Here is a 17,592-nt window from a genome sequence, read left to right as displayed (position 1 = left end):
AAAAAACTACCGATAAAATTATTGGTTTTGCTAGACTTGCCAAATGGCACGAAAAAGTAAATCAATCAGGGTTCAAGTCTTTCAATACAATATCCCGAACAATAATCAATCATTACCAAACCATATTGAATTATTTTGATAACAGAAGTACAAATGCTTCGGCTGAGTCTTTCAATGCCAAAATAAAAGCATTTAGATCTCAATTCAGAGGGGTTAGAAATATTGAGTTTTTCCTTTTTAGACTAACAAATATTTATGCTTAATTTTTGTCGCTCCACAGGTTTTGGGATTGATCCATTTTGACTTTATATTTTTTTTCTCTAGTAGCAGAACTATGGCGATTTCAAGCACAAATCCTCCTGCTGTCCACTATATTCCCGATAAGAAAAACTACGGCCGAAAAAAGCCTTGTTTTCTAAATCGGGCGATGCCGCTTCCATCAGGGCTACAAATATCTTTATGTACTTTTAAGAAAACACAAAACCCCACTCATATTTTATAGTAAGCAAGGTTTGGATGATGTAATTACTTGTTGAAATGCAAAAATCCTTAACGATTTATTACTATAGCATTTTGACTCATTTTGCATTTTTATCGTTGATGTTCACAAAATATGAAGCTGCCAATGCATTGACGAAAGATATTTTGCCTTTCAGAACAAACGGATATTTATTTTTTCTCGGAGTTTTTAATTTCCTCAGACTTATCTTGAATCATTTTTTGAATTTCAGGCATATATTTTTCCATCATTATCGACATAAAATCTTTTGAAATATCCGGTGTCACCTTAATGTATTTTTGACCCGACTTCGATTTATAAAAAGAAATATAATCATTAATTTCCTTTTGAGAAAAATACTTGTCATAGACCGCAACCATATCTTCGTCAATCAATTTTTTTAAAATTGCCTTGGCTTTTTGCATCGTCGCTTTCATCAATTCTTCTGATCGATTATTTATCATTGGATCTTGACTTTTCATTTGGTTCATCATCATGGGAATCATTGCGCTAAAAGTTTTATCCATAATGGAATCCTGCTGCATTACATGAAACAATTCTTTAATCGATTCTTGCTTTTTTGTCTGTGAATATCCCATTAACGATGGGATACAAATCATTATAACTAAAATCAATTTTTTCATAATTATTTGGTTGTGTTACCTATTACTATTCATTTATAAATGTAATTTTTTCACTGACACTTACTTAAAATAACTTATTTTATTTGTGTTTATGAAAGAGTGGCTCTTGCTCTATTGTATAGGGCAGAAAGCTAGGGTACTTCGCACGATAACTTGGATCATAGATCATTTTCGGTTTTTGAAAAGACATCCTAAAGTCCTTGTGATTCTGAGCTCTAAATTATGGATTTGTGATACAGCTATGATGCAATTTATTGTTTTTTTTATATACTCATAGATTTGAAATGTTTTAAATTTGTTTTTTTTTATGATTAACAAATTGACGTATAAGTTGTTAACTAAAAAATAAATCAAAAAAAATCAAGTTTCTTATTTATTATGTTTACATTTATGTTCAAATAGATATTTAAATTTATGTTTCAATTTCACTAATTATTAATCTTAATTAAAAATGAATTGTTATGAAAAAAATTATGTTATTATTAAGTGTTTTATTAATTTCATATTCTGTTAATTGTCAAGTTAAAGTTTATGGATTTAATTTGAATGGTGCAAATGAAAATGCCCCAAATACATCTCTAGGAACTGGAACTGCAACAGTAACAGTAGATGTAGGTCTTATGACTATGAGAGTGCAATGTGATTTTTCTGGACTAACCGGAAATGTAACTGCTTCTCATATTCATGCTGCAACTGCAACTGCAAATACCGGAGCTGCTGGTGTTGCAACTACAACTCCAACATTTCCAGGGTTTCCTTCAGGAGTTACGTCAGGAACTTATGATTATACTCTAGACATGTCTTTAAATACAAGTTATAACAGTTCGTATATTACAGCAAATGGAGGAACTGCGGCTAGTGCTTTTATTGCTTTAGTAGCAGCATTAGATGCAAATAAAGCGTATTTTAATATCCATTCCTCAATTTATGGAGGTGGTGAAATAAGAGGTTTTACATGTACATTGAATTCTAATAGTTTTGAGTTACACTCTAAATTGGATGTATATCCTAATCCTTTAAAAGATGTTTTAACTATTAATAATAAAACCAATAAAAGTTTAAAAGTTGAAATATTGGATCTGGCAGGTAAATTAATTGATTCTAAAACCGTTAATTTTAATACCTCTCAATTCGATTATTCTTATTTAAAATCGGGAATTTACCTGATAAAGATAAATACTGCAGATAAGCAAAGTACAACCTTTAAAATTATTAAATCCTAAACTAAATAGGCATTTTAAATTTCATTTATAAATGACTAATGTAATAAGGCTGTCTCAAAAAACAAATGAGACAGCCTTATTTGTATTTATTTTCTAATGGTCGAACATACGATATCAAAAAATCTATTGAACTCTAGTTGAGTTGAAGTAGAATACAAAATTAAAAATCAGCTCCTTAGGCTGATTTTTTTGTAATTTTTGTACTTTTGCTCGTAACCTCAAAGCGTTTGATATGCATATTTTTTTTACGGATAGCGTTGAATTACTTCGTCTATACGCTATCCCTCGGGTTATTTCATTCTATTTAAAATAAGTTTCATTTGAGTTATTTCTTCTTCTTGAGATTTTATGATGCTATCAGTAAGCCTACGCAATTCAGGGTCTTTAATATTTGCATTTTTGCTTGTCATTATTGCAGAAGAATGATGTGGAATCATTGCTTTCATATACTGAGTGTCGCTAATAAAAGCTTGGCTTCGCAACGCTGTTAAAGCAAAAACAAAAAGTGAAATTGAGGAAATAATAATTATCGAATTTAGCTTCTTGTTTGTATACATTTTCCGCATTAGTAACAACATAACCAAAGCCATTGCTGCAATCATTAAAAGTGTCATATATGTTCTGGTATAACTTAAATATATATGGCTTAACTCATCAACATTCATAAACATTACAGCGTACATAATAACGAAAGATATTGCCAACATCATTGCAAACTTTATATACTGAGAATTGTCTTTATTTTCCATAACTCAAAATTTTAAATTAATTTGTAAGATACGAATTTTTAACGAGCTACGCTCATGCAAGCTGGTAACGTAAGTTTATCTAAAAACTCCTCTATTCTTCATTGTAATCGAGCAGCAGAGAATTTGGAGAAACGAGCTCAAGTAGGGAACGATATAAAGTGTTTGCCATGCGGCGCAATAATAATTCCTCTGGTACTCGATGCAACCGAGCACCAGAGATCTTGGACAAATGAGCTCTAGTGGGGCAAGCAGTGTTACAAACCCTACGAATAATTTTTTAATTTAAGTTGGTACTCGTACAGACGAGCACCAGTTTGGGGTTAGTGCTAAACTCCGTATGTTGCTAACGGAGCCGTCTACTCTAGTAGCTTCTGACCGAATTTTCATTGTTATCGCTACTTTTTCACAATTTTAATACTGAATATTTTTTTATCTTTTGAAATTACACGCAAAACATATAAACCTGATGAAAGAAATTTGGTATCAATGCTTGCTGTTTGATTTATAGTTTTATCAAAAAGCAATTTACCTTCAATGGTGTATAACTTAACATTGGCAACATCCACATTTTTAAGAATCAAATTTAATTCGTCAAAAAATGGGTTGGGGTAAACAGTAACGCCCGATAATTTTGTTAATTCATCTATTCCAACAGTAGAAAGGTTTGATGTATCAACTCTAGTAGTAATTGACCATTTGCCTCCTGTGCTGTCTTGAACTCTCAAAAAAAGTTTATCGTTGGTAGTCCATGTTGAAGGAATCTGATTGAAAGGAATATTGAAAGTCCAAGTGCTGTCACTTGAAGGAACAAGTTGCATTGCATTGTTAATGCCAAATCCGTTGTCTACGCCAAAGAAGTATTCAATATTAATTAAGTTTAGTGCGCTAATCTTTTCATCAGCTTCTACCAATTTTCTTTTAGTAATACTCCAATTTCCATTTGCATCCAATATTCGGATAAAAACATAGTGATAACCTGGAGTAGAGAAATTACTATAAGGTATGTTTAAGGTCTGCGTGATATCAGTATCTGGAACTGCTATTGCAAAAGGAATTCCATTTCCAAATCCAGTTTCAGCATCAATAAAATATTCTCCCCTTATTACATTTTGAGAATAGGCAAATATGGAAGATGCAATAAATGCGAGCACAAATATTATTTTTTTCATGGTGCTAATTATTTAATAGTTCTTGCTTTAACAGTAATGGGCAAACCTGTGGTTGTAGAAACTACACCAGTTGAAGTAGCTTCATAAACAACAGGAACTGGTGCTAATCCTGATAATGTGTATCGACTGGCCGGAACTCCACCAAACACTCCTCTATCTGTTCCATCGCTGCCGTTTTGATAAGCTTGTGTTCCTGATTGAATTTGATAGTGACCATCAGTTGAAGTTCCAACTGTAAATAATGTTGTAATTGCAGGCACAACGAGGTTGTAGTTGTTAGTACCAAATTGAGTATTCTGTGTGCCGATGTTATAGGAAATTTGACCAGGAGCTGCAGTAATGTTGACTGTTGAATTAGTTGGGATTAAGATATTATTGCTAAAATCGGCTGTGGTAAACTCAAGATTCAATGAATTACCTGGCCCGTCAAACACATTGTTTTTGCATTGCGTAATGTTTGCGATGGTACCATTTCCCCGATGCCAAATCAATGTTTTCTGACAAATATTATTATTAAAAATCAAATCAACTGGTGGCACAAATCCAGTGTTAGTTATATATAACGCATTGTTTGGTGTAAAGCCAGAAGGAAAAAAATTTTGATTAATTGTTGCAAGCTGCAGCCCCGAACCGCCTGTTATAAAAAAATATACTGACCGCTCTATACGACATCTTCTTACCATAATATTATCGGCTGCAATCTGAATATACCCATGCGCAGTATTGCCATTATCAACTACATTCATTCCCATAACAACAGAGCCTGCCGAGCCGGTATTAAAATTTATTCTTACAATTTTGGCTTCGTATAGGTCATTGCTTGTTTTGGAGTTGTCGCCTAAAAAATAGCCTGGTCCGATAATAACGCACCTTTTCACTACTGTAGCAATATCATAAATACCTGCAGTCGAGCCTTCCATATGAATGGTGTCTCCAACTGTAAATGAACCCCAACCGCTGGAACCTACTACTTGGTCAAGTTCTTTAAAGACAGGATAAGCGGCTGTTCCGCCAAAGTTGTTTCCAAACAAAGTAGTTCCGTTATAATTGGAACCTTTGTTCACTCGCCATATTTTTGCTTGACTTGGCGAATAACACATCATTAAAACTGCAACAGCAGTTGTTGTCAAAAGTAATTTTGAATTTTTCATTTTTTTTGAAATTTAATTGTTGGTAATTATTGAATTGTATGTCCTGCTAAAGCATTGACTGTAATGATTCTGTTAGAGAGTTTATGATTTTTTATACATTTTCTTACAGTTCGTTTAAAGCACCACAATTAAAAGTGTCCTAAACTGATTGGCGGTCACAAGCGAAGCTTTGAGTTGGCTTTGCGCTTGGTAAAGATTAAGTTGAGAGAAGGTCTGAAAGCACTTCCTCACACTAAGCTTCGCATGTTGGAGAGGAAGTCGGAGACTTGTTCTCCAACGTTTGGCTGAATTATGAAGTGGGGAAAAGAAGGATATAATTTTCGTTTATGTCCAGCATATTAAAATTACAAAAACACTTTTAAATTAAAAACTAAAATCCTAATTATTTTTTTAAACAGTTGTAATTGTGTTACATACGTAAAAATATTCCTAAAAAGGACTTAGGAAAAAGAGACGAAATTGGCAAAATTATAGCATTTAAGGAAGTGAAGCACTACTGTGATGTTTTGATTGCAATGAGCATCAAAGAACTTGGACAAACGAGTTGGGAATTCGTAACCGCTCAATTTTCGGCTGAACGAAAACTTGATGTAAAAAAATAATTCCACTAAATTCCAGCTAGCTAAAAATGGCTGTTGGCAGATCGGTCTATTTTCCGTTACGTTTTTTCGGAATTCTTCTTTATGTGTATCAATACTCTATCGTGAATAGTGTGTATTATCAAATTACTCCATATTTGCCAATAAAAAGCGGGTTTTATATTGTGATAATACCAAGTTGTTCCTTCAAGTAACGTATTTCCGTTTTTTAGTTCAGTTAATTTAAATTGTCCTTTTTTTGAAACAAAATAGTCGTGTAGATGTGGTGCGTCAATATTCCAAAAACTCAATTCTTTCATTGGTGCAGGTTGTTCAAGAACATTAAATTTCAATAATTTACCATTGTTCCACACTGTTACAGGTTCTACGAAACTTCCAGTTGTAAAATTACAATGTCTTACAGAACCTATTCCGTTTCCAACAATTTTTGCGTTAATCGGATATGCAATTCCTGTTTTAAATATAAATTCAGTTGGTTTGTCTAATTCTGGAAATTCAATTACGTTTTTCCACACTTCCATAGGTTTTGCGTTTATAATAATTGAAGTTGATACCGAAGTCAATTCGGGTTCGATTTTATTTTCTACAAAAGAAGTTAAAGGAATTATTGCGATAAGAATTAATAAAGCAGATGAAGTAGTGTTTTTTGAACTTTTCAAAAAACTATATCCAATTAAACTACCAATCCAAGTGAATAAAATTCCGATTGGTGCAGCCATTACGATACAAATCAAGCCTTCCATTGCAAAAACAATTAAAGCCAAAGTGCAAATTGCAAGAGTTGTAAAACCAATCCAAATCGCATCACTTTTCTTTATTCTATTTTTGTAACCATAAAGGAATGTTGAACAAAATCCAATTAAAAACGGAGTTAGCATAAAAAGTGCAATTCCATATTCTCCAATTCCATAAATTCCCCACAGCGATAAAATTCCAGCAATACAAACTGTAATTATTACAGAAACCCATTTTCGGATGGTTTCATTCAATTCTATTAATTTGTCAAATATTTTCATTTATTATAAATTGTTCTTTCGTTTTTCTTTCGCACAAAACTGTGTGCCAACATCCATATTGGCGAAACAAACCATCGTGTATCCACCCAATTTTTGGTAGTTTAGCGAAGGTTTGTTTCGCTTTACTTCTTTTCTCAAATGTAAATATTAATTCCGAAAAATCGGATTAAATATTTTGTACTTTCTTGTTTTTCAAAGATAATTGCTTTTGTTTGAGGGATTGTACGGGAAAACGTAAACGGCCTAATTTATCGCAAAATCCATAGCCCCGGTAGCAGTGAAAACCGATGCAGGTGGAGAACCGCTTTTTCTGGTGGGGGCAGAGCGACCAAAGGAAGCTACTGCCAGCACCTAGAAAAAGGGTTTGAAACCAAATAGGTTGTAACAGATGACGGGAACAGCTCCTAGAAAAAATAGATAATGGCTGCTAATTATCTGGGGATTTCAAAAAGCAGCAATTGCACTTAGTAAAATTCTCTTGTGTTTAGCCACAAAAAAAATCCATTATTGCTAATGGATTTTTTTGCGGTATTGTTATCAGCTATTTTTGTTTGATGATTTCATCTAAAACCGCTTTTTCTGGGTAATTAATGACTTTTAGAATGACCTTTTGATTTTTGACTGTTTGACCTTCGATAACGTATATTTTTCCGCTTCCGATTTTGATGTTACTGTTGTCAAAATCAATGTCTCCTAATTTCAAACAGTTTTTGATATCAGTGGTGTCTATCCATTTTTCGGCCAATACTTTCGAAGCTTTGTCAGAATAACCAAAAGGCTTATTCCTTAAATCATTTAAAACCCGGGCATTTGGAAAATAATTACAGCTGGTATCTTTGCCTGCAAACACTGCTGCCACAAAGAAAGATCCCATAATTAACCCTAATAAATAATAAGCGAAACGGTGAGCGAATTTCATATTTGTAAAAAATTATTTGGTTGTTGTCATCAATGGTAACGCCTTTATATTTTTTGATGTTTGTTTACAACATCCTTTTTTAGTGGCAAAACCATAAATTAAATTTTTTGCAAAGATAAAAGAAAGTTTCCTTAAAACACTATTAAATTAATGTCATTGCAAGGTAAATCAAACCAATCACCGATAGCAATTTTTGTAAGAATTCCGTGGTACAAGTACACGCCGTTTTTTAAACCGTTATTTCTACGAATCGCTTTTTCGATTCCACCATCTTCTGCAATTTGTAATAAAAATGGAGAAATGATATTACTTATTGAAAGTGTTGCTGTTTTTGAATAGCGCGACGGAATATTGGGAACACAATAATGGATTACGTTGGATTTTATAAATGTTGGTTTTTCGTGAGTCGTTACTTCCGATGTTTCAAAACATCCTCCAGTATCAATACTTACATCGACAATGACCGCTCCTTTTTTCATGTGTTCTACCATAGTTTCGGTGACAACAACAGGACAGCGTTCTTTGCCTCGCATAGCGCCAATGACCACATCACAACGTCTTAAGGCTTTAAGTAAAGCTTTGGGTTGAATGGTAGATGTAAAAACACGGTGATTGATATTGTTTTGCAAACGGCGGAGTTTTGTAATCGAATTATCAAAAATCTTGACGCTTGCGCCTAAGCCAATGGCAGTTTTTGCAGCAAATTCGCCCACAGTTCCTGCTCCAATTATTACCACATCAGTAGGAGGAACGCCTGTAATATTGCCAAAGAGGAGTCCTTTTCCAAATTGATTTGTAATCATCAACTCCGCTGCAATTAATATAGAGGCTGTTCCTGCAATTTCGCTTAACGATTTTACAGCTGGATAGGATCCATCTTCATCTTTAATGTATTCGAAGGCTAAAGCTGTTACTTTTTTCTTGGTTAAAGCTTCAAAATAGGCTTTCTTTTTAGTTTTGATTTGAATTGCCGAAATTAAAATCGTTTCGGGATTGATCATTTCAATTTCAGAAAGAGTAGGAGGTTCTACTTTTAAAATCATGGGACAGCTAAAGACTTTTTTGGTGTCTTTTGTTATTTCTGCTCCGGCATTTGAATATTCTTTATCAGAATAACTCGAATTTTCACCTGCTCCAGATTCAATCATTACGCGATGTCCTTGATAGGTCAAAGAGTTTACTGCATCAGGAGTCAAGCAAATGCGACGTTCTTGAAAGCTGGTTTCTTTTGGTATTCCAATAAAAAGTTTGCTTTTTTTTCTCGCAATTTCAAGCTTTTCTTCTTGAGGCAATAATTGTTGTTTTGTAAATGGAGATATCGACATTAGGTGATGAAATTAGGGGTACAATTTACAGAAAAAAAAAGAATTAATTCGGAATGGATGGATAATTCAGGAAACTATTTAACTTAAACTTAAAGAACGTTTCCCATCCGCTAGCAATTCTAATGAAATAACCGAATGCAAATCAGGAATTAGATTCGGAATTTTATCTGCCCACTCAATGAAACACCAATTCCCTGAAAACAAATATTCGTCGGCTCCCATGTCCATAGCTTCCATTTCTTTATTTAATCTATAAAAATCAAAATGATATACAGGTTGATTGTCAGTAGTTTGGTATTCGTTAACTAAAGAAAAAGTTGGACTAGATGTAGTTTCAGTTATCCCCAATTGTTTTGCCAAAGCTTTTATCAAAGTGGTTTTTCCCACACCCATTTCTCCGTGAAAAAGCATTACTTTATTCGGATTTTGTTCTAAAATTTTTTGGGCAACTTCATTTATTTCTTCTAGTGAAAAAGTGATGTTCATGGTTGTAGTGTTCAGTGTTTAGTTTTTACTGATCAGTATTCAGTGAGCAATGTTCAGTGATCAGTATTCAGTAATTAGTGTCCAGTATCATGTTTTATTGTAATCTGACCACTTTTTTAAATCTGATCACTGACCACTTAATACTGACCACTTTTATTTCGGGTTTAAAATTAGAAAAGGAATAATCATTTCTTCTAATGAAATTCCGCCATGTTGATAGGTGTTTTTATAATAACTCACATAATGATTGTAATTATTTACATAAGCCAAAAACATATCGTTTTTCGCAAAAATATAAGAACTACTCATGTTTATCGTTGGTAAACCTATTTTTTTGGGTTCTTTAACAGCATACACATCTTTTTGTTCATAAGATAAACTACGCCCAGTTTTGTATCTTAAATTAAGACTCGTGTTTTTATCTCCAATTACTTTCGAAGGATTTTTTACGTTTATCGTACCGTGATCGGTAGTCAATATCAATTTAAATCCTAAGTTTTGTGCCTGTTGTATAATTTCTAAAAGCGGCGAATTCTTAAACCAACTCAAAGTCAACGAACGATAGGCTTTATCATCTGAAGCCAATTCTTTTACTACATCCATTTCTGTTTTTGCATGCGATAGCATATCGACAAAATTGTAAACTACTGTGATCAAATCATTGTTTTTTAATGATTTGAAGTTTTCTACTAGTTTTTTTCCTGCGGCTAAATTGGTTATTTTGAAATAATCCTGGGTTATGTTAAGTCCTAATTTTTTTAAATGTGCTGCCAAAAACTCAGCTTCATATAAATTTTTCCCGCCTTCTTCAGGATCATTTTTCCAATATTGTGGAAATTGTTTTTCCATTTCAAGTGGTGTCAATCCAGAGAAAATAGCATTTCGAGCATATTGAGTAGCAGTAGGTAAAATAGAATAATAAGGAACTTCTTTTTCTGTTTTGTAATGATTTCCCACGACACTTTCAAAAATTTTCCATTGGTCATAGCGTAAATTGTCAATGACAACAAACAAAATTGGTTTGTCTTTTTTTACAATTTCGGGAACCACCAATTCTCTAAATAAATTGTGAGATAATACCGGTTTATCTGCTTTTGGAGCAAACCAATCTTCATAATTGCGCTCAATAAATTTTCCAAATTGCGAATTGGCCTCCGCTTTTTGCGATTCTAGGATTTCAATCATTCCTTGATCATTGATATTTTCAAGTTCAAGTTCCCAAAAAATCAATTTTTTATACAATTCAATCCAATCTTCATAGGTATTAACCATGGCCATTTCCATAGAGATTTTCCGAAATTCCTTTTGATAATCCAAGGTTGTTTTTTCAGAAATCAATCGAGAATGATCCAAATTCTTTTTTAAACTCAGCAAAATTTGGTTTGGATTTACTGGCTTTATCAAATAATCGGCAATTTTAGAACCAATCGCTTCCTCCATAATATATTCTTCCTCGCTCTTGGTAATCATAATCATCGGAATCGAAGATTTTTTTTCCTTCATTTCTGAAAGCGTCTCCAAGCCACTCATTCCAGGCATGTTTTCGTCTAGAAATACAATGTCAAAATTATTTTCATCAAAAAGATCAATCGCATCACGACCATTATTGCAAGTCGTAACACTATAATTTTTCTTTTCCAGAAATAAAATGTGAGGTTTCAAATAGTCAATTTCGTCATCGACCCAAAGTATTTTTATCTTGTCCATAATTTTATAAATAGTATTCAAAAGTAATAAATCATTATGCCAATTTACTTTATTTATAAACGGAAGTTGTGAATTGCATTAAAAATTATAACTAATTTAAGGAATTGCATTCAAATTCTATTTTGTGTGGACCGACTGTGCAAAAAATAGTAGCGCCTTCGGTCTGTTTGATGCATTTTAGATTTATAATACTTTTATAAAAAACCATCATTTATAAAAGAATTGAAACACCTTCTTTATTGGTTTTATTTAATCGTTTCGCTACATTTTTGGATGTATAATCTATACGTTATGTTATTCAAAACGAAATGATCATCTTTTAGTAATTCGACTGAAATAGAGAGAAACCAATTATTAATCTAAATTAATTTTGGTTTTAGCAACCAATTCACTTCTATCAAAAACACTTATAAAATAGATTCCTTGTTCAAATTTATCTGCAGTGATATCAGATTCAACATGACTGGTTTTGCCGTCAAACTGAACTACTTTCATTGTGCTATAAGTTAGTGTTTTGCCATCAATGTATTCAGTGATTTTTGATCCTAAAACATTGTTTTTACTATTGATAACCTGAATATAATATTTTTTTTCTTCAGTTAATGAGTTTGGATTACCTGTAACGGAAAATGAAACTCTGATAAAATTTGTTTTTTTTGCCAAAGAAGTATTTTCACTAACGTCAGCAGATTTTATTCTATATCCTATTGTTTCTAAATTGGCAACCTTCAATTCGGGAACTACTTTATTGATTAGCTTCAATTCAGTAGCTGTTTTTTCTGCTTTTTTTTCTGGAATATCTTCGGTTTTTATTGGTACAATAATTTCAGTTTTCGAAATTTGAGCTATTACTTTTTGAGGAACTTTATAAATGTGTCTTGCTTTTTTAGATGCAATTACATTAGACACAGCTTTGATTTTATTTCCTTTTAGCGTTACAATTTCGTCAACTAAAAGACGCATTTTTCCTTCTAAATTTTTATATTGTTCTTTGTATTTTAATAGTGAATTTGCATCCCCTTTTGCATCATCAAGCTCAATTAAAAGTTCTTGAACTTTATTTCTCTCCATTTCCAATTCTTTATAATTTGCTTTTTTTTCAGCAATTTTAGAATTATAAACCGATTTTAAATCATTAATTTCTGAATTAATTTTAGGATTATCTTCGGGATTTGTTGCAATAGGAGTATTTTGCTTATTAGCATTAGAATTTCCAATAATATATCCAATACTTGTAGCGGAACAAATTACAAGAAAGAATATGATTATTAAGAGGTAGGTGATGCTTTTTTTATTATTCATTTTAAATAATTTAAGCAAAAATAGTAAATAGTTTTCTATCCATAAATATAGTTATTACAATTTATAAACAGAATAAGGCATTCAACATCACTATATTAATTTCTTGTATGTCAAATAGGTTTGAGTATATGAATAGATGAAAAAAAGCCACAAAGTACAGTACTTCGTGGCTTTTATAAATGAACAAAATAGGCTGTTTTTTTTTGAATCCAAACTAGATTATTTCCATCCACCACCAAGTGCTCTGTACAATTGGATAATTGCTTTGTATTGTTGGAATTTATTATCAGCTAAATTTAATCTAGTATTTAAAGCATCATTTTTAGAAGTCAAAACTTCTAAATAATTGGCTAAACCATAAGTCAATAATTCATCTGAAAAAGTAGCCGCTTTTGTTAATGCATCAGCTTGTTTTTCACGAACTGTAATTTTATAGGTTTCATTATTGTATTGTGCTAATGCATCCGAAACTTCTTTGCCCGCGATAAGCAACGATTGCTCAAATTGTAAATACGCTTTTTCCTGATTGGCTTTGGCTATTTCAAACTTGGTTCTCACTTGCCTTTGATTTAAAATTGGTTGTGTCAAACCCGTCACGATATTGGCAAAAATCGAATTGGCACTAAACCAATTTTTCAAATCAATACTTTGAAGTCCACCAGCAGCTGTAATTTTTAAGCTAGGATAAAAACCGCTTTTAGCTACATTTGTCAATTCAAAATTAGAAATCAAATTGTATTCGGCAGCAATAACATCAGGTCTGTTTCTTAATAAATTAGTTGGAACACCAAGTGTTATTATGGGTTGCAGATTTTGAGATTCAAAATTAGAACGCTCAATTTTTCCCGATGCTTCTCCTAAAAGTACACTCATCGTATTTTCTAAAATAATGATATTGTTCTTCAAATCAGCGATAATTATTTCAGTAGCATATTTTTGTGCTTCGGTTTGTTTAACGCCAACTTCAGTTACATTACCCGCTTTTTTCAAAGCCAAAATAGTTTCAACACTTTTATTGCGGTTGATTAAGGTTTCTTCGGCAATTTTAATTTGAGCATCAACAGCAAGTAATTGGTAGTAAGTAGTTGCTATATTGGCAATTAATTGCGTTTTTATGGCTTGATTTACGGCTGTTGTTTGCAAATATGCTGCATTGGTTGCTCGTTTATTACTTCTAATTTTCCCCCAAATGTCAGCTTCCCAAGAAAGATTTCCATACAATTGGTATTGATGTGTGTTTAAGTCATTTAAAAACGAACCTGATTGACTGTTTTTGGATATTTTTTGCTGCGTCCAATCGGTACTAGCAGAAAGAGTAGGGAAGTAGCCCATTTCTCCTTGCTTCATTGTAGCCTGTGCAGCCGCAATATTTTGCATGGCAATGCGGATATCCAAATTGTTTTTCAATCCTTTGGATATGTATCCCTGCAAAAGAGGATCTGTAAAAATTTTATCCCAAGCAACATCGGCCAATGAAGTAGAGTCGGTAGACACTACTTCAGTTCGATATAAATTCTCCGTTTGTAATTTGGGACGCTGATATTCTTTAGCAACAAAACACGATTGCATTACCGTTGCTGTCACTCCTAATAAAGCGAGTCTATATATTTTATTTTTCATTTTTTTGATCTAAAAGTGCAACATCTGATTTATCCTCTTCAATTGGAAGTGGCTGTATTGAAATTTTTTCTTGTAATGTTTGGAATATGATAAACATTACAGGTATTACAAATACCCCTAAAACAGTACCTATTAGCATACCTCCAATGGCACCAGCTCCAATAGCTTTGTTACCTACAGCTCCTGCACCTTTGGCAAACATTAGTGGCATTAAACCAAAGATAAATGCAAATGAGGTCATCAAAATAGGACGCAATCGGGCAACAGCTCCCTGAATGGCTGCTTGTGTGATGCTGACGCCTTTTCGTCTTGCGGCTATAGAAAACTCTACAATCAAAATGGCATTCTTGGCGAGCAACCCAATAAGCATAATCAGCGTAATTTGTAAATAAATATTATTACTCACATTAAATAAATAGGCAAATATGTAGGCGCCTGCTAAACCAATAGGTAGTGTAATTAATACTGCAAATGGCAACATATAACTTTCATATTGAGCGGCTAGTAAGAAATACACAAAGACCAAACACAATAAGAAAATATACAACGTTTGTCCGCCTGAACTAATTTCTTCACGAGTCATACCTGAGAACTCATAACCATATCCAATAGGTAAACTTTGACTGGCTACTTCTTCAACTGCTTTGATGGCATCACCAGAACTAAATCCTTCATTTGGTGCTCCAGTAACTTTAACCGAAGTAAACAAGTTAAATCGTTCAATAGCTTGTGGTCCAAAGACTTTTTCTAATGTCACAAATTGTGAAATTGGTGCCATCTTTCCATTGTTATTTCTAACTAATACTTTGTTTAAGGATTCTGGATCACTTCTAAACGATGCGTCAGATTGATATACAACTCTATATTGTTTTCCAAACTTGTTAAAATTGGAAGCATAAACGCCTCCATAATACCCTTGCAACGTTCCTAAAACATCTGTAACAGTTAAACCTGATTTTTTTATAGCTGGAACATTTAAATCAATTCGGTATTGAGGATAATTAGGTGAAAAAGAGGTAGCTGCATATTTGATTTCCGGACGGCTGTTTAAAGCGGCCAGAAACTTGGTATTTACGTCACCTAATTCTTGAATAGTCCCCCCTTTTTGATCTTGTAACTGAAATTCGAAACCATTGGTAAATCCAAATCCAACAAGCGTTGGACGAGCAAAAAACAACACTTTAGCATCTTTTACGGTAGCCGCACGTTTGAATAATTCTTGTACAATAGCGCTAACTTCCTGATTGGCTTCTTTACGTTCTGCCCATGGTTTTAATTTAACGATAACCATTCCGTAGTTACTACCTGTTCCACTAATTAAACTTCGACCCGAAACACGTAGTACTTCTTTTATTTCAGGAATATCTTTTATTTTATTTTCAATTTGTAATAATACTTCCTCTGTTCTTTTCAAAGAAGTTCCTGGTGCCAGGGAAACATCCGAAAGAATAGCTCCTGTATCTTCTCCTGGAACAAATGCCTTAGGAGTAATATTCAATAATAAGACAAAAATTCCTGCAAAAAGTGCGATTCCTAAAAAAGCCAACCATTTGCGTTTAATGAAAAATTCAACTGACCTTTTATATTTATTCGTTGTAGTTTCAAATCCAACATTAAATGCCGTATAAAAACGTTCTAAAAATCCTTTTTTCTTTTCTTTTCCATGTGGTTTTAAGAAAATAGCACATAAAGCCGGTGATAGGGTAAGAGCATTAACAGCAGACAATAGAATTGCAACAGCCAATGTTAATCCAAACTGTTTGTAGAAAACACCAGCTGAACCACTAATAAAGGATACGGGGATAAAAACCGCAGCCATAACTAGAGTAATGGAAATAATCGCACTACTGATATCATTCATGGCACTATGAGCTGCTTTTTTTGGATCGTGTTCTCCTGCTTCCATTTTGGCATGCACGGCTTCGACCACAACTATGGCGTCATCGACGACGATACCTACAGCAAGTACCAATGCAAACAGTGTTAACAAGTTAATAGTAAAGCCAAATATGCTTAGGAAAAAGAAGGTTCCCAAAATGGCAACCGGTACAGAAATAGCCGGAATAAGTGTGGATCTCCAATCTTGTAAAAAGATAAAAACAACAATAAATACTAATAAAAAGGCTTCGAGTAAGGTGTGAATTACTTTTGTGATGGATTCATCTAAGAAATCATTGGCATTAATTAAAGTAGTGTATTTTACTCCTTTAGGAAAATTTACAGCTGATTTGTCTAATATTTTTAAACAACCTTCAATAACATCCTGCGCATTGGAACCTGCAGTTTGTGCTATTGCAATCGCCACCGATTGATTGCCATTGGTAAGCGTATTACTAGCATAATTGACAGCGCCCAATTCAATTCTAGCTACATCGCCTAACTTAAGGACTTCACCATTTTCCGTAGAGCGAACAACAATTTCTTCAAACTCTTTAATGTTTTGCAAACGTCCTTTATACTTTAAGGTATATTGAAACGATTGGTCGCTATTTTCACCCAATTGTCCCGGTGCTGCTTCAATATTTTGTTCGGCTAATAATGCACTGATATCTGATGGTACCAGTCCATAAGCACCCATTACATCTGGTTTGAGCCAAATGCGCATCGAATAATCTTTTTGACCAAATATCATTGCATCTCCTACACCTGCAACTCTTTTTATTTTTGGTAAGACATTGATGTTAGCATAGTTTTGTAGAAAAGTCATGTCATAATTAGGATTCTTACTATATAAGGAGAAAATCAAAATATTATCACTTTGTCTTTTGGCTGTTGTAACTCCAGCTTTTGTAACTTCTTGTGGCAATAAAGGAGTGGCGCGAGATACACGATTTTGAACATTTACAGCTGCTAAATCAGGATTGGTTCCTAATTTAAAATAGATGCTTATCGATGCTGAACCATCATTGTTGGAAGTTGAAGTCATATAGGTCATGTCTTCAACACCATTGATTTGTTCTTCTAAAGGAATGACTACTGAGCTCATTACTACTTCGGCACTTGCCCCTTGATAATTTGCAGAAACTGTTACCGTTGGTGGCGCTATTTCTGGATATTGCGAAACGGGAAGCGCAATTAAGCTTATAACCCCCAAAATGACGATGATGATAGAAATCACCGTTGACAATACTGGTCTGTCAATGAATTTTGAAAACATATGTTGTTATTTTGTCAATAGTTATT

At 33.3% G+C, this 17,592-nt stretch carries 15 protein-coding genes; 3 read left to right on the top strand and 12 right to left on the bottom strand.

The window, feature by feature from the left end:
* The coding region (locus E0F76_RS15620; protein ID WP_165932686.1) for a transposase at nucleotides 1–263 on the top strand (263 nt) is incomplete at its 5' end.
* Between the two features lie 406 nt (nucleotides 264–669).
* Here the strand turns inward: E0F76_RS15620 and E0F76_RS15615 are convergent.
* Nucleotides 670–1,143, bottom strand: a complete 474-nt coding sequence (locus E0F76_RS15615) for a DUF2059 domain-containing protein (protein ID WP_132008224.1) — start codon at nucleotides 1,141–1,143, stop codon at nucleotides 670–672.
* 461 nt (nucleotides 1,144–1,604) lie between these two features.
* Between E0F76_RS15615 and E0F76_RS15610 the strand changes: the two genes are divergently transcribed.
* Nucleotides 1,605–2,366 (top strand): CHRD domain-containing protein, encoded by a 762-nt coding sequence (locus E0F76_RS15610; protein WP_132008221.1) that lies wholly within the window; start codon nucleotides 1,605–1,607, stop codon nucleotides 2,364–2,366.
* A gap of 290 nt (nucleotides 2,367–2,656) precedes the next feature.
* On the opposite strand, the gene E0F76_RS15605 is transcribed toward E0F76_RS15610, so the two are convergent.
* The 3 genes from E0F76_RS15605 to E0F76_RS15595 all read right to left on the bottom strand — a co-directional run bounded on the left by E0F76_RS15605 (nucleotide 2,657) and on the right by E0F76_RS15595 (nucleotide 5,435).
* Entirely contained in the window at nucleotides 2,657–3,115 is a 459-nt protein-coding gene (locus E0F76_RS15605) for a DUF305 domain-containing protein (protein WP_132008218.1), read from the bottom strand.
* Nucleotides 3,116–3,510: 395 nt separating this feature from the next.
* The gene (locus E0F76_RS15600) at nucleotides 3,511–4,284 is read right to left on the bottom strand and encodes a T9SS type A sorting domain-containing protein (RefSeq protein WP_132008215.1); all 774 of its coding nucleotides are present in this window, start codon (nucleotides 4,282–4,284) and stop codon (nucleotides 3,511–3,513) included.
* 8 nt (nucleotides 4,285–4,292) lie between these two features.
* The gene (locus tag E0F76_RS15595; protein ID WP_132008212.1) at nucleotides 4,293–5,435 is read right to left on the bottom strand and encodes a hypothetical protein; all 1,143 of its coding nucleotides are present in this window, start codon (nucleotides 5,433–5,435) and stop codon (nucleotides 4,293–4,295) included.
* A gap of 404 nt (nucleotides 5,436–5,839) precedes the next feature.
* On the opposite strand from E0F76_RS15595, the gene E0F76_RS15590 reads away from it, so the two are divergent.
* A complete protein-coding gene (locus E0F76_RS15590; protein WP_132008209.1) occupies nucleotides 5,840–6,037 on the top strand; it encodes a hypothetical protein in 198 nt (65 codons plus the stop codon).
* Nucleotides 6,038–6,093: 56 nt separating this feature from the next.
* On the opposite strand, the gene E0F76_RS15585 is transcribed toward E0F76_RS15590, so the two are convergent.
* From E0F76_RS15585 to E0F76_RS15550, 8 genes are all read right to left on the bottom strand, one after another.
* Complete coding sequence (locus E0F76_RS15585) at nucleotides 6,094–7,050, bottom strand: SRPBCC family protein (protein ID WP_220398934.1); 957 nt, start codon at nucleotides 7,048–7,050, stop codon at nucleotides 6,094–6,096.
* Between the two features lie 541 nt (nucleotides 7,051–7,591).
* Complete coding sequence (locus E0F76_RS15580; protein ID WP_132008206.1) at nucleotides 7,592–7,969, bottom strand: DUF4258 domain-containing protein; 378 nt, start codon at nucleotides 7,967–7,969, stop codon at nucleotides 7,592–7,594.
* 131 nt (nucleotides 7,970–8,100) lie between these two features.
* A complete protein-coding gene (locus E0F76_RS15575) occupies nucleotides 8,101–9,294 on the bottom strand; it encodes an alanine dehydrogenase (protein WP_132008203.1) in 1,194 nt (397 codons plus the stop codon).
* 78 nt (nucleotides 9,295–9,372) lie between these two features.
* A complete protein-coding gene (tsaE, locus tag E0F76_RS15570) occupies nucleotides 9,373–9,780 on the bottom strand; it encodes a tRNA (adenosine(37)-N6)-threonylcarbamoyltransferase complex ATPase subunit type 1 TsaE (protein ID WP_132008200.1) in 408 nt (135 codons plus the stop codon).
* A 153-nt stretch (nucleotides 9,781–9,933) separates the two neighbouring features.
* On the bottom strand, nucleotides 9,934–11,487 hold the full coding sequence (gene porX / locus E0F76_RS15565; RefSeq protein ID WP_132008197.1) for a T9SS response regulator signal transducer PorX: 1,554 nt from the start codon (nucleotides 11,485–11,487) through the stop codon (nucleotides 9,934–9,936).
* A 354-nt stretch (nucleotides 11,488–11,841) separates the two neighbouring features.
* Nucleotides 11,842–12,789 carry a hypothetical protein gene (locus tag E0F76_RS15560; RefSeq protein WP_132008194.1) on the bottom strand — a complete coding sequence of 316 codons (948 nt, stop codon included), beginning with the start codon at nucleotides 12,787–12,789 and terminating at the stop codon, nucleotides 11,842–11,844.
* A gap of 219 nt (nucleotides 12,790–13,008) precedes the next feature.
* Nucleotides 13,009–14,409 carry an efflux transporter outer membrane subunit gene (locus tag E0F76_RS15555; protein ID WP_132008191.1) on the bottom strand — a complete coding sequence of 467 codons (1,401 nt, stop codon included), beginning with the start codon at nucleotides 14,407–14,409 and terminating at the stop codon, nucleotides 13,009–13,011.
* On the bottom strand, nucleotides 14,399–17,566 hold the full coding sequence (locus E0F76_RS15550) for an efflux RND transporter permease subunit (protein WP_132008188.1): 3,168 nt from the start codon (nucleotides 17,564–17,566) through the stop codon (nucleotides 14,399–14,401). The genes E0F76_RS15555 and E0F76_RS15550 overlap by 11 nt, the downstream gene beginning before the upstream one ends.
* Nucleotides 17,567–17,592: the final 26 nt, after the last annotated feature.

The sequence above is a fragment of the Flavobacterium cellulosilyticum genome (assembly GCF_004349355.1).
In the GTDB taxonomy this organism is placed as follows: domain Bacteria; phylum Bacteroidota; class Bacteroidia; order Flavobacteriales; family Flavobacteriaceae; genus Flavobacterium; species Flavobacterium cellulosilyticum.
The sequence above is the reverse complement of the archived record's forward strand: the minus strand, read 5'-3'. Positions and strand labels throughout refer to the sequence as shown.

Bases quoted from the DNA above. Each gene is read 5' to 3' on its own strand.
- E0F76_RS15600 (WP_132008215.1), bottom strand. From the start codon at position 4,284: ATGAAAAAAATAATATTTGTGCTCGCATTTATTGCATCTTCCATATTT.
- E0F76_RS15580 (WP_132008206.1), bottom strand. From the start codon at position 7,969: ATGAAATTCGCTCACCGTTTCGCTTATTATTTATTAGGGTTAATTATG.
- E0F76_RS15595 (WP_132008212.1), bottom strand. From the start codon at position 5,435: ATGAAAAATTCAAAATTACTTTTGACAACAACTGCTGTTGCAGTTTTA.
- E0F76_RS15550 (WP_132008188.1), bottom strand. From the start codon at position 17,566: ATGTTTTCAAAATTCATTGACAGACCAGTATTGTCAACGGTGATTTCT.
- E0F76_RS15575 (WP_132008203.1), bottom strand. From the start codon at position 9,294: ATGTCGATATCTCCATTTACAAAACAACAATTATTGCCTCAAGAAGAA.
- E0F76_RS15555 (WP_132008191.1), bottom strand. From the start codon at position 14,409: ATGAAAAATAAAATATATAGACTCGCTTTATTAGGAGTGACAGCAACG.
- E0F76_RS15615 (WP_132008224.1), bottom strand. From the start codon at position 1,143: ATGAAAAAATTGATTTTAGTTATAATGATTTGTATCCCATCGTTAATG.
- E0F76_RS15560 (WP_132008194.1), bottom strand. From the start codon at position 12,789: ATGAATAATAAAAAAAGCATCACCTACCTCTTAATAATCATATTCTTT.
- E0F76_RS15605 (WP_132008218.1), bottom strand. From the start codon at position 3,115: ATGGAAAATAAAGACAATTCTCAGTATATAAAGTTTGCAATGATGTTG.
- porX (WP_132008197.1), bottom strand. From the start codon at position 11,487: ATGGACAAGATAAAAATACTTTGGGTCGATGACGAAATTGACTATTTG.
- E0F76_RS15610 (WP_132008221.1), top strand. From the start codon at position 1,605: ATGAAAAAAATTATGTTATTATTAAGTGTTTTATTAATTTCATATTCT.
- E0F76_RS15585 (WP_220398934.1), bottom strand. From the start codon at position 7,050: ATGAAAATATTTGACAAATTAATAGAATTGAATGAAACCATCCGAAAA.
- tsaE (WP_132008200.1), bottom strand. From the start codon at position 9,780: ATGAACATCACTTTTTCACTAGAAGAAATAAATGAAGTTGCCCAAAAA.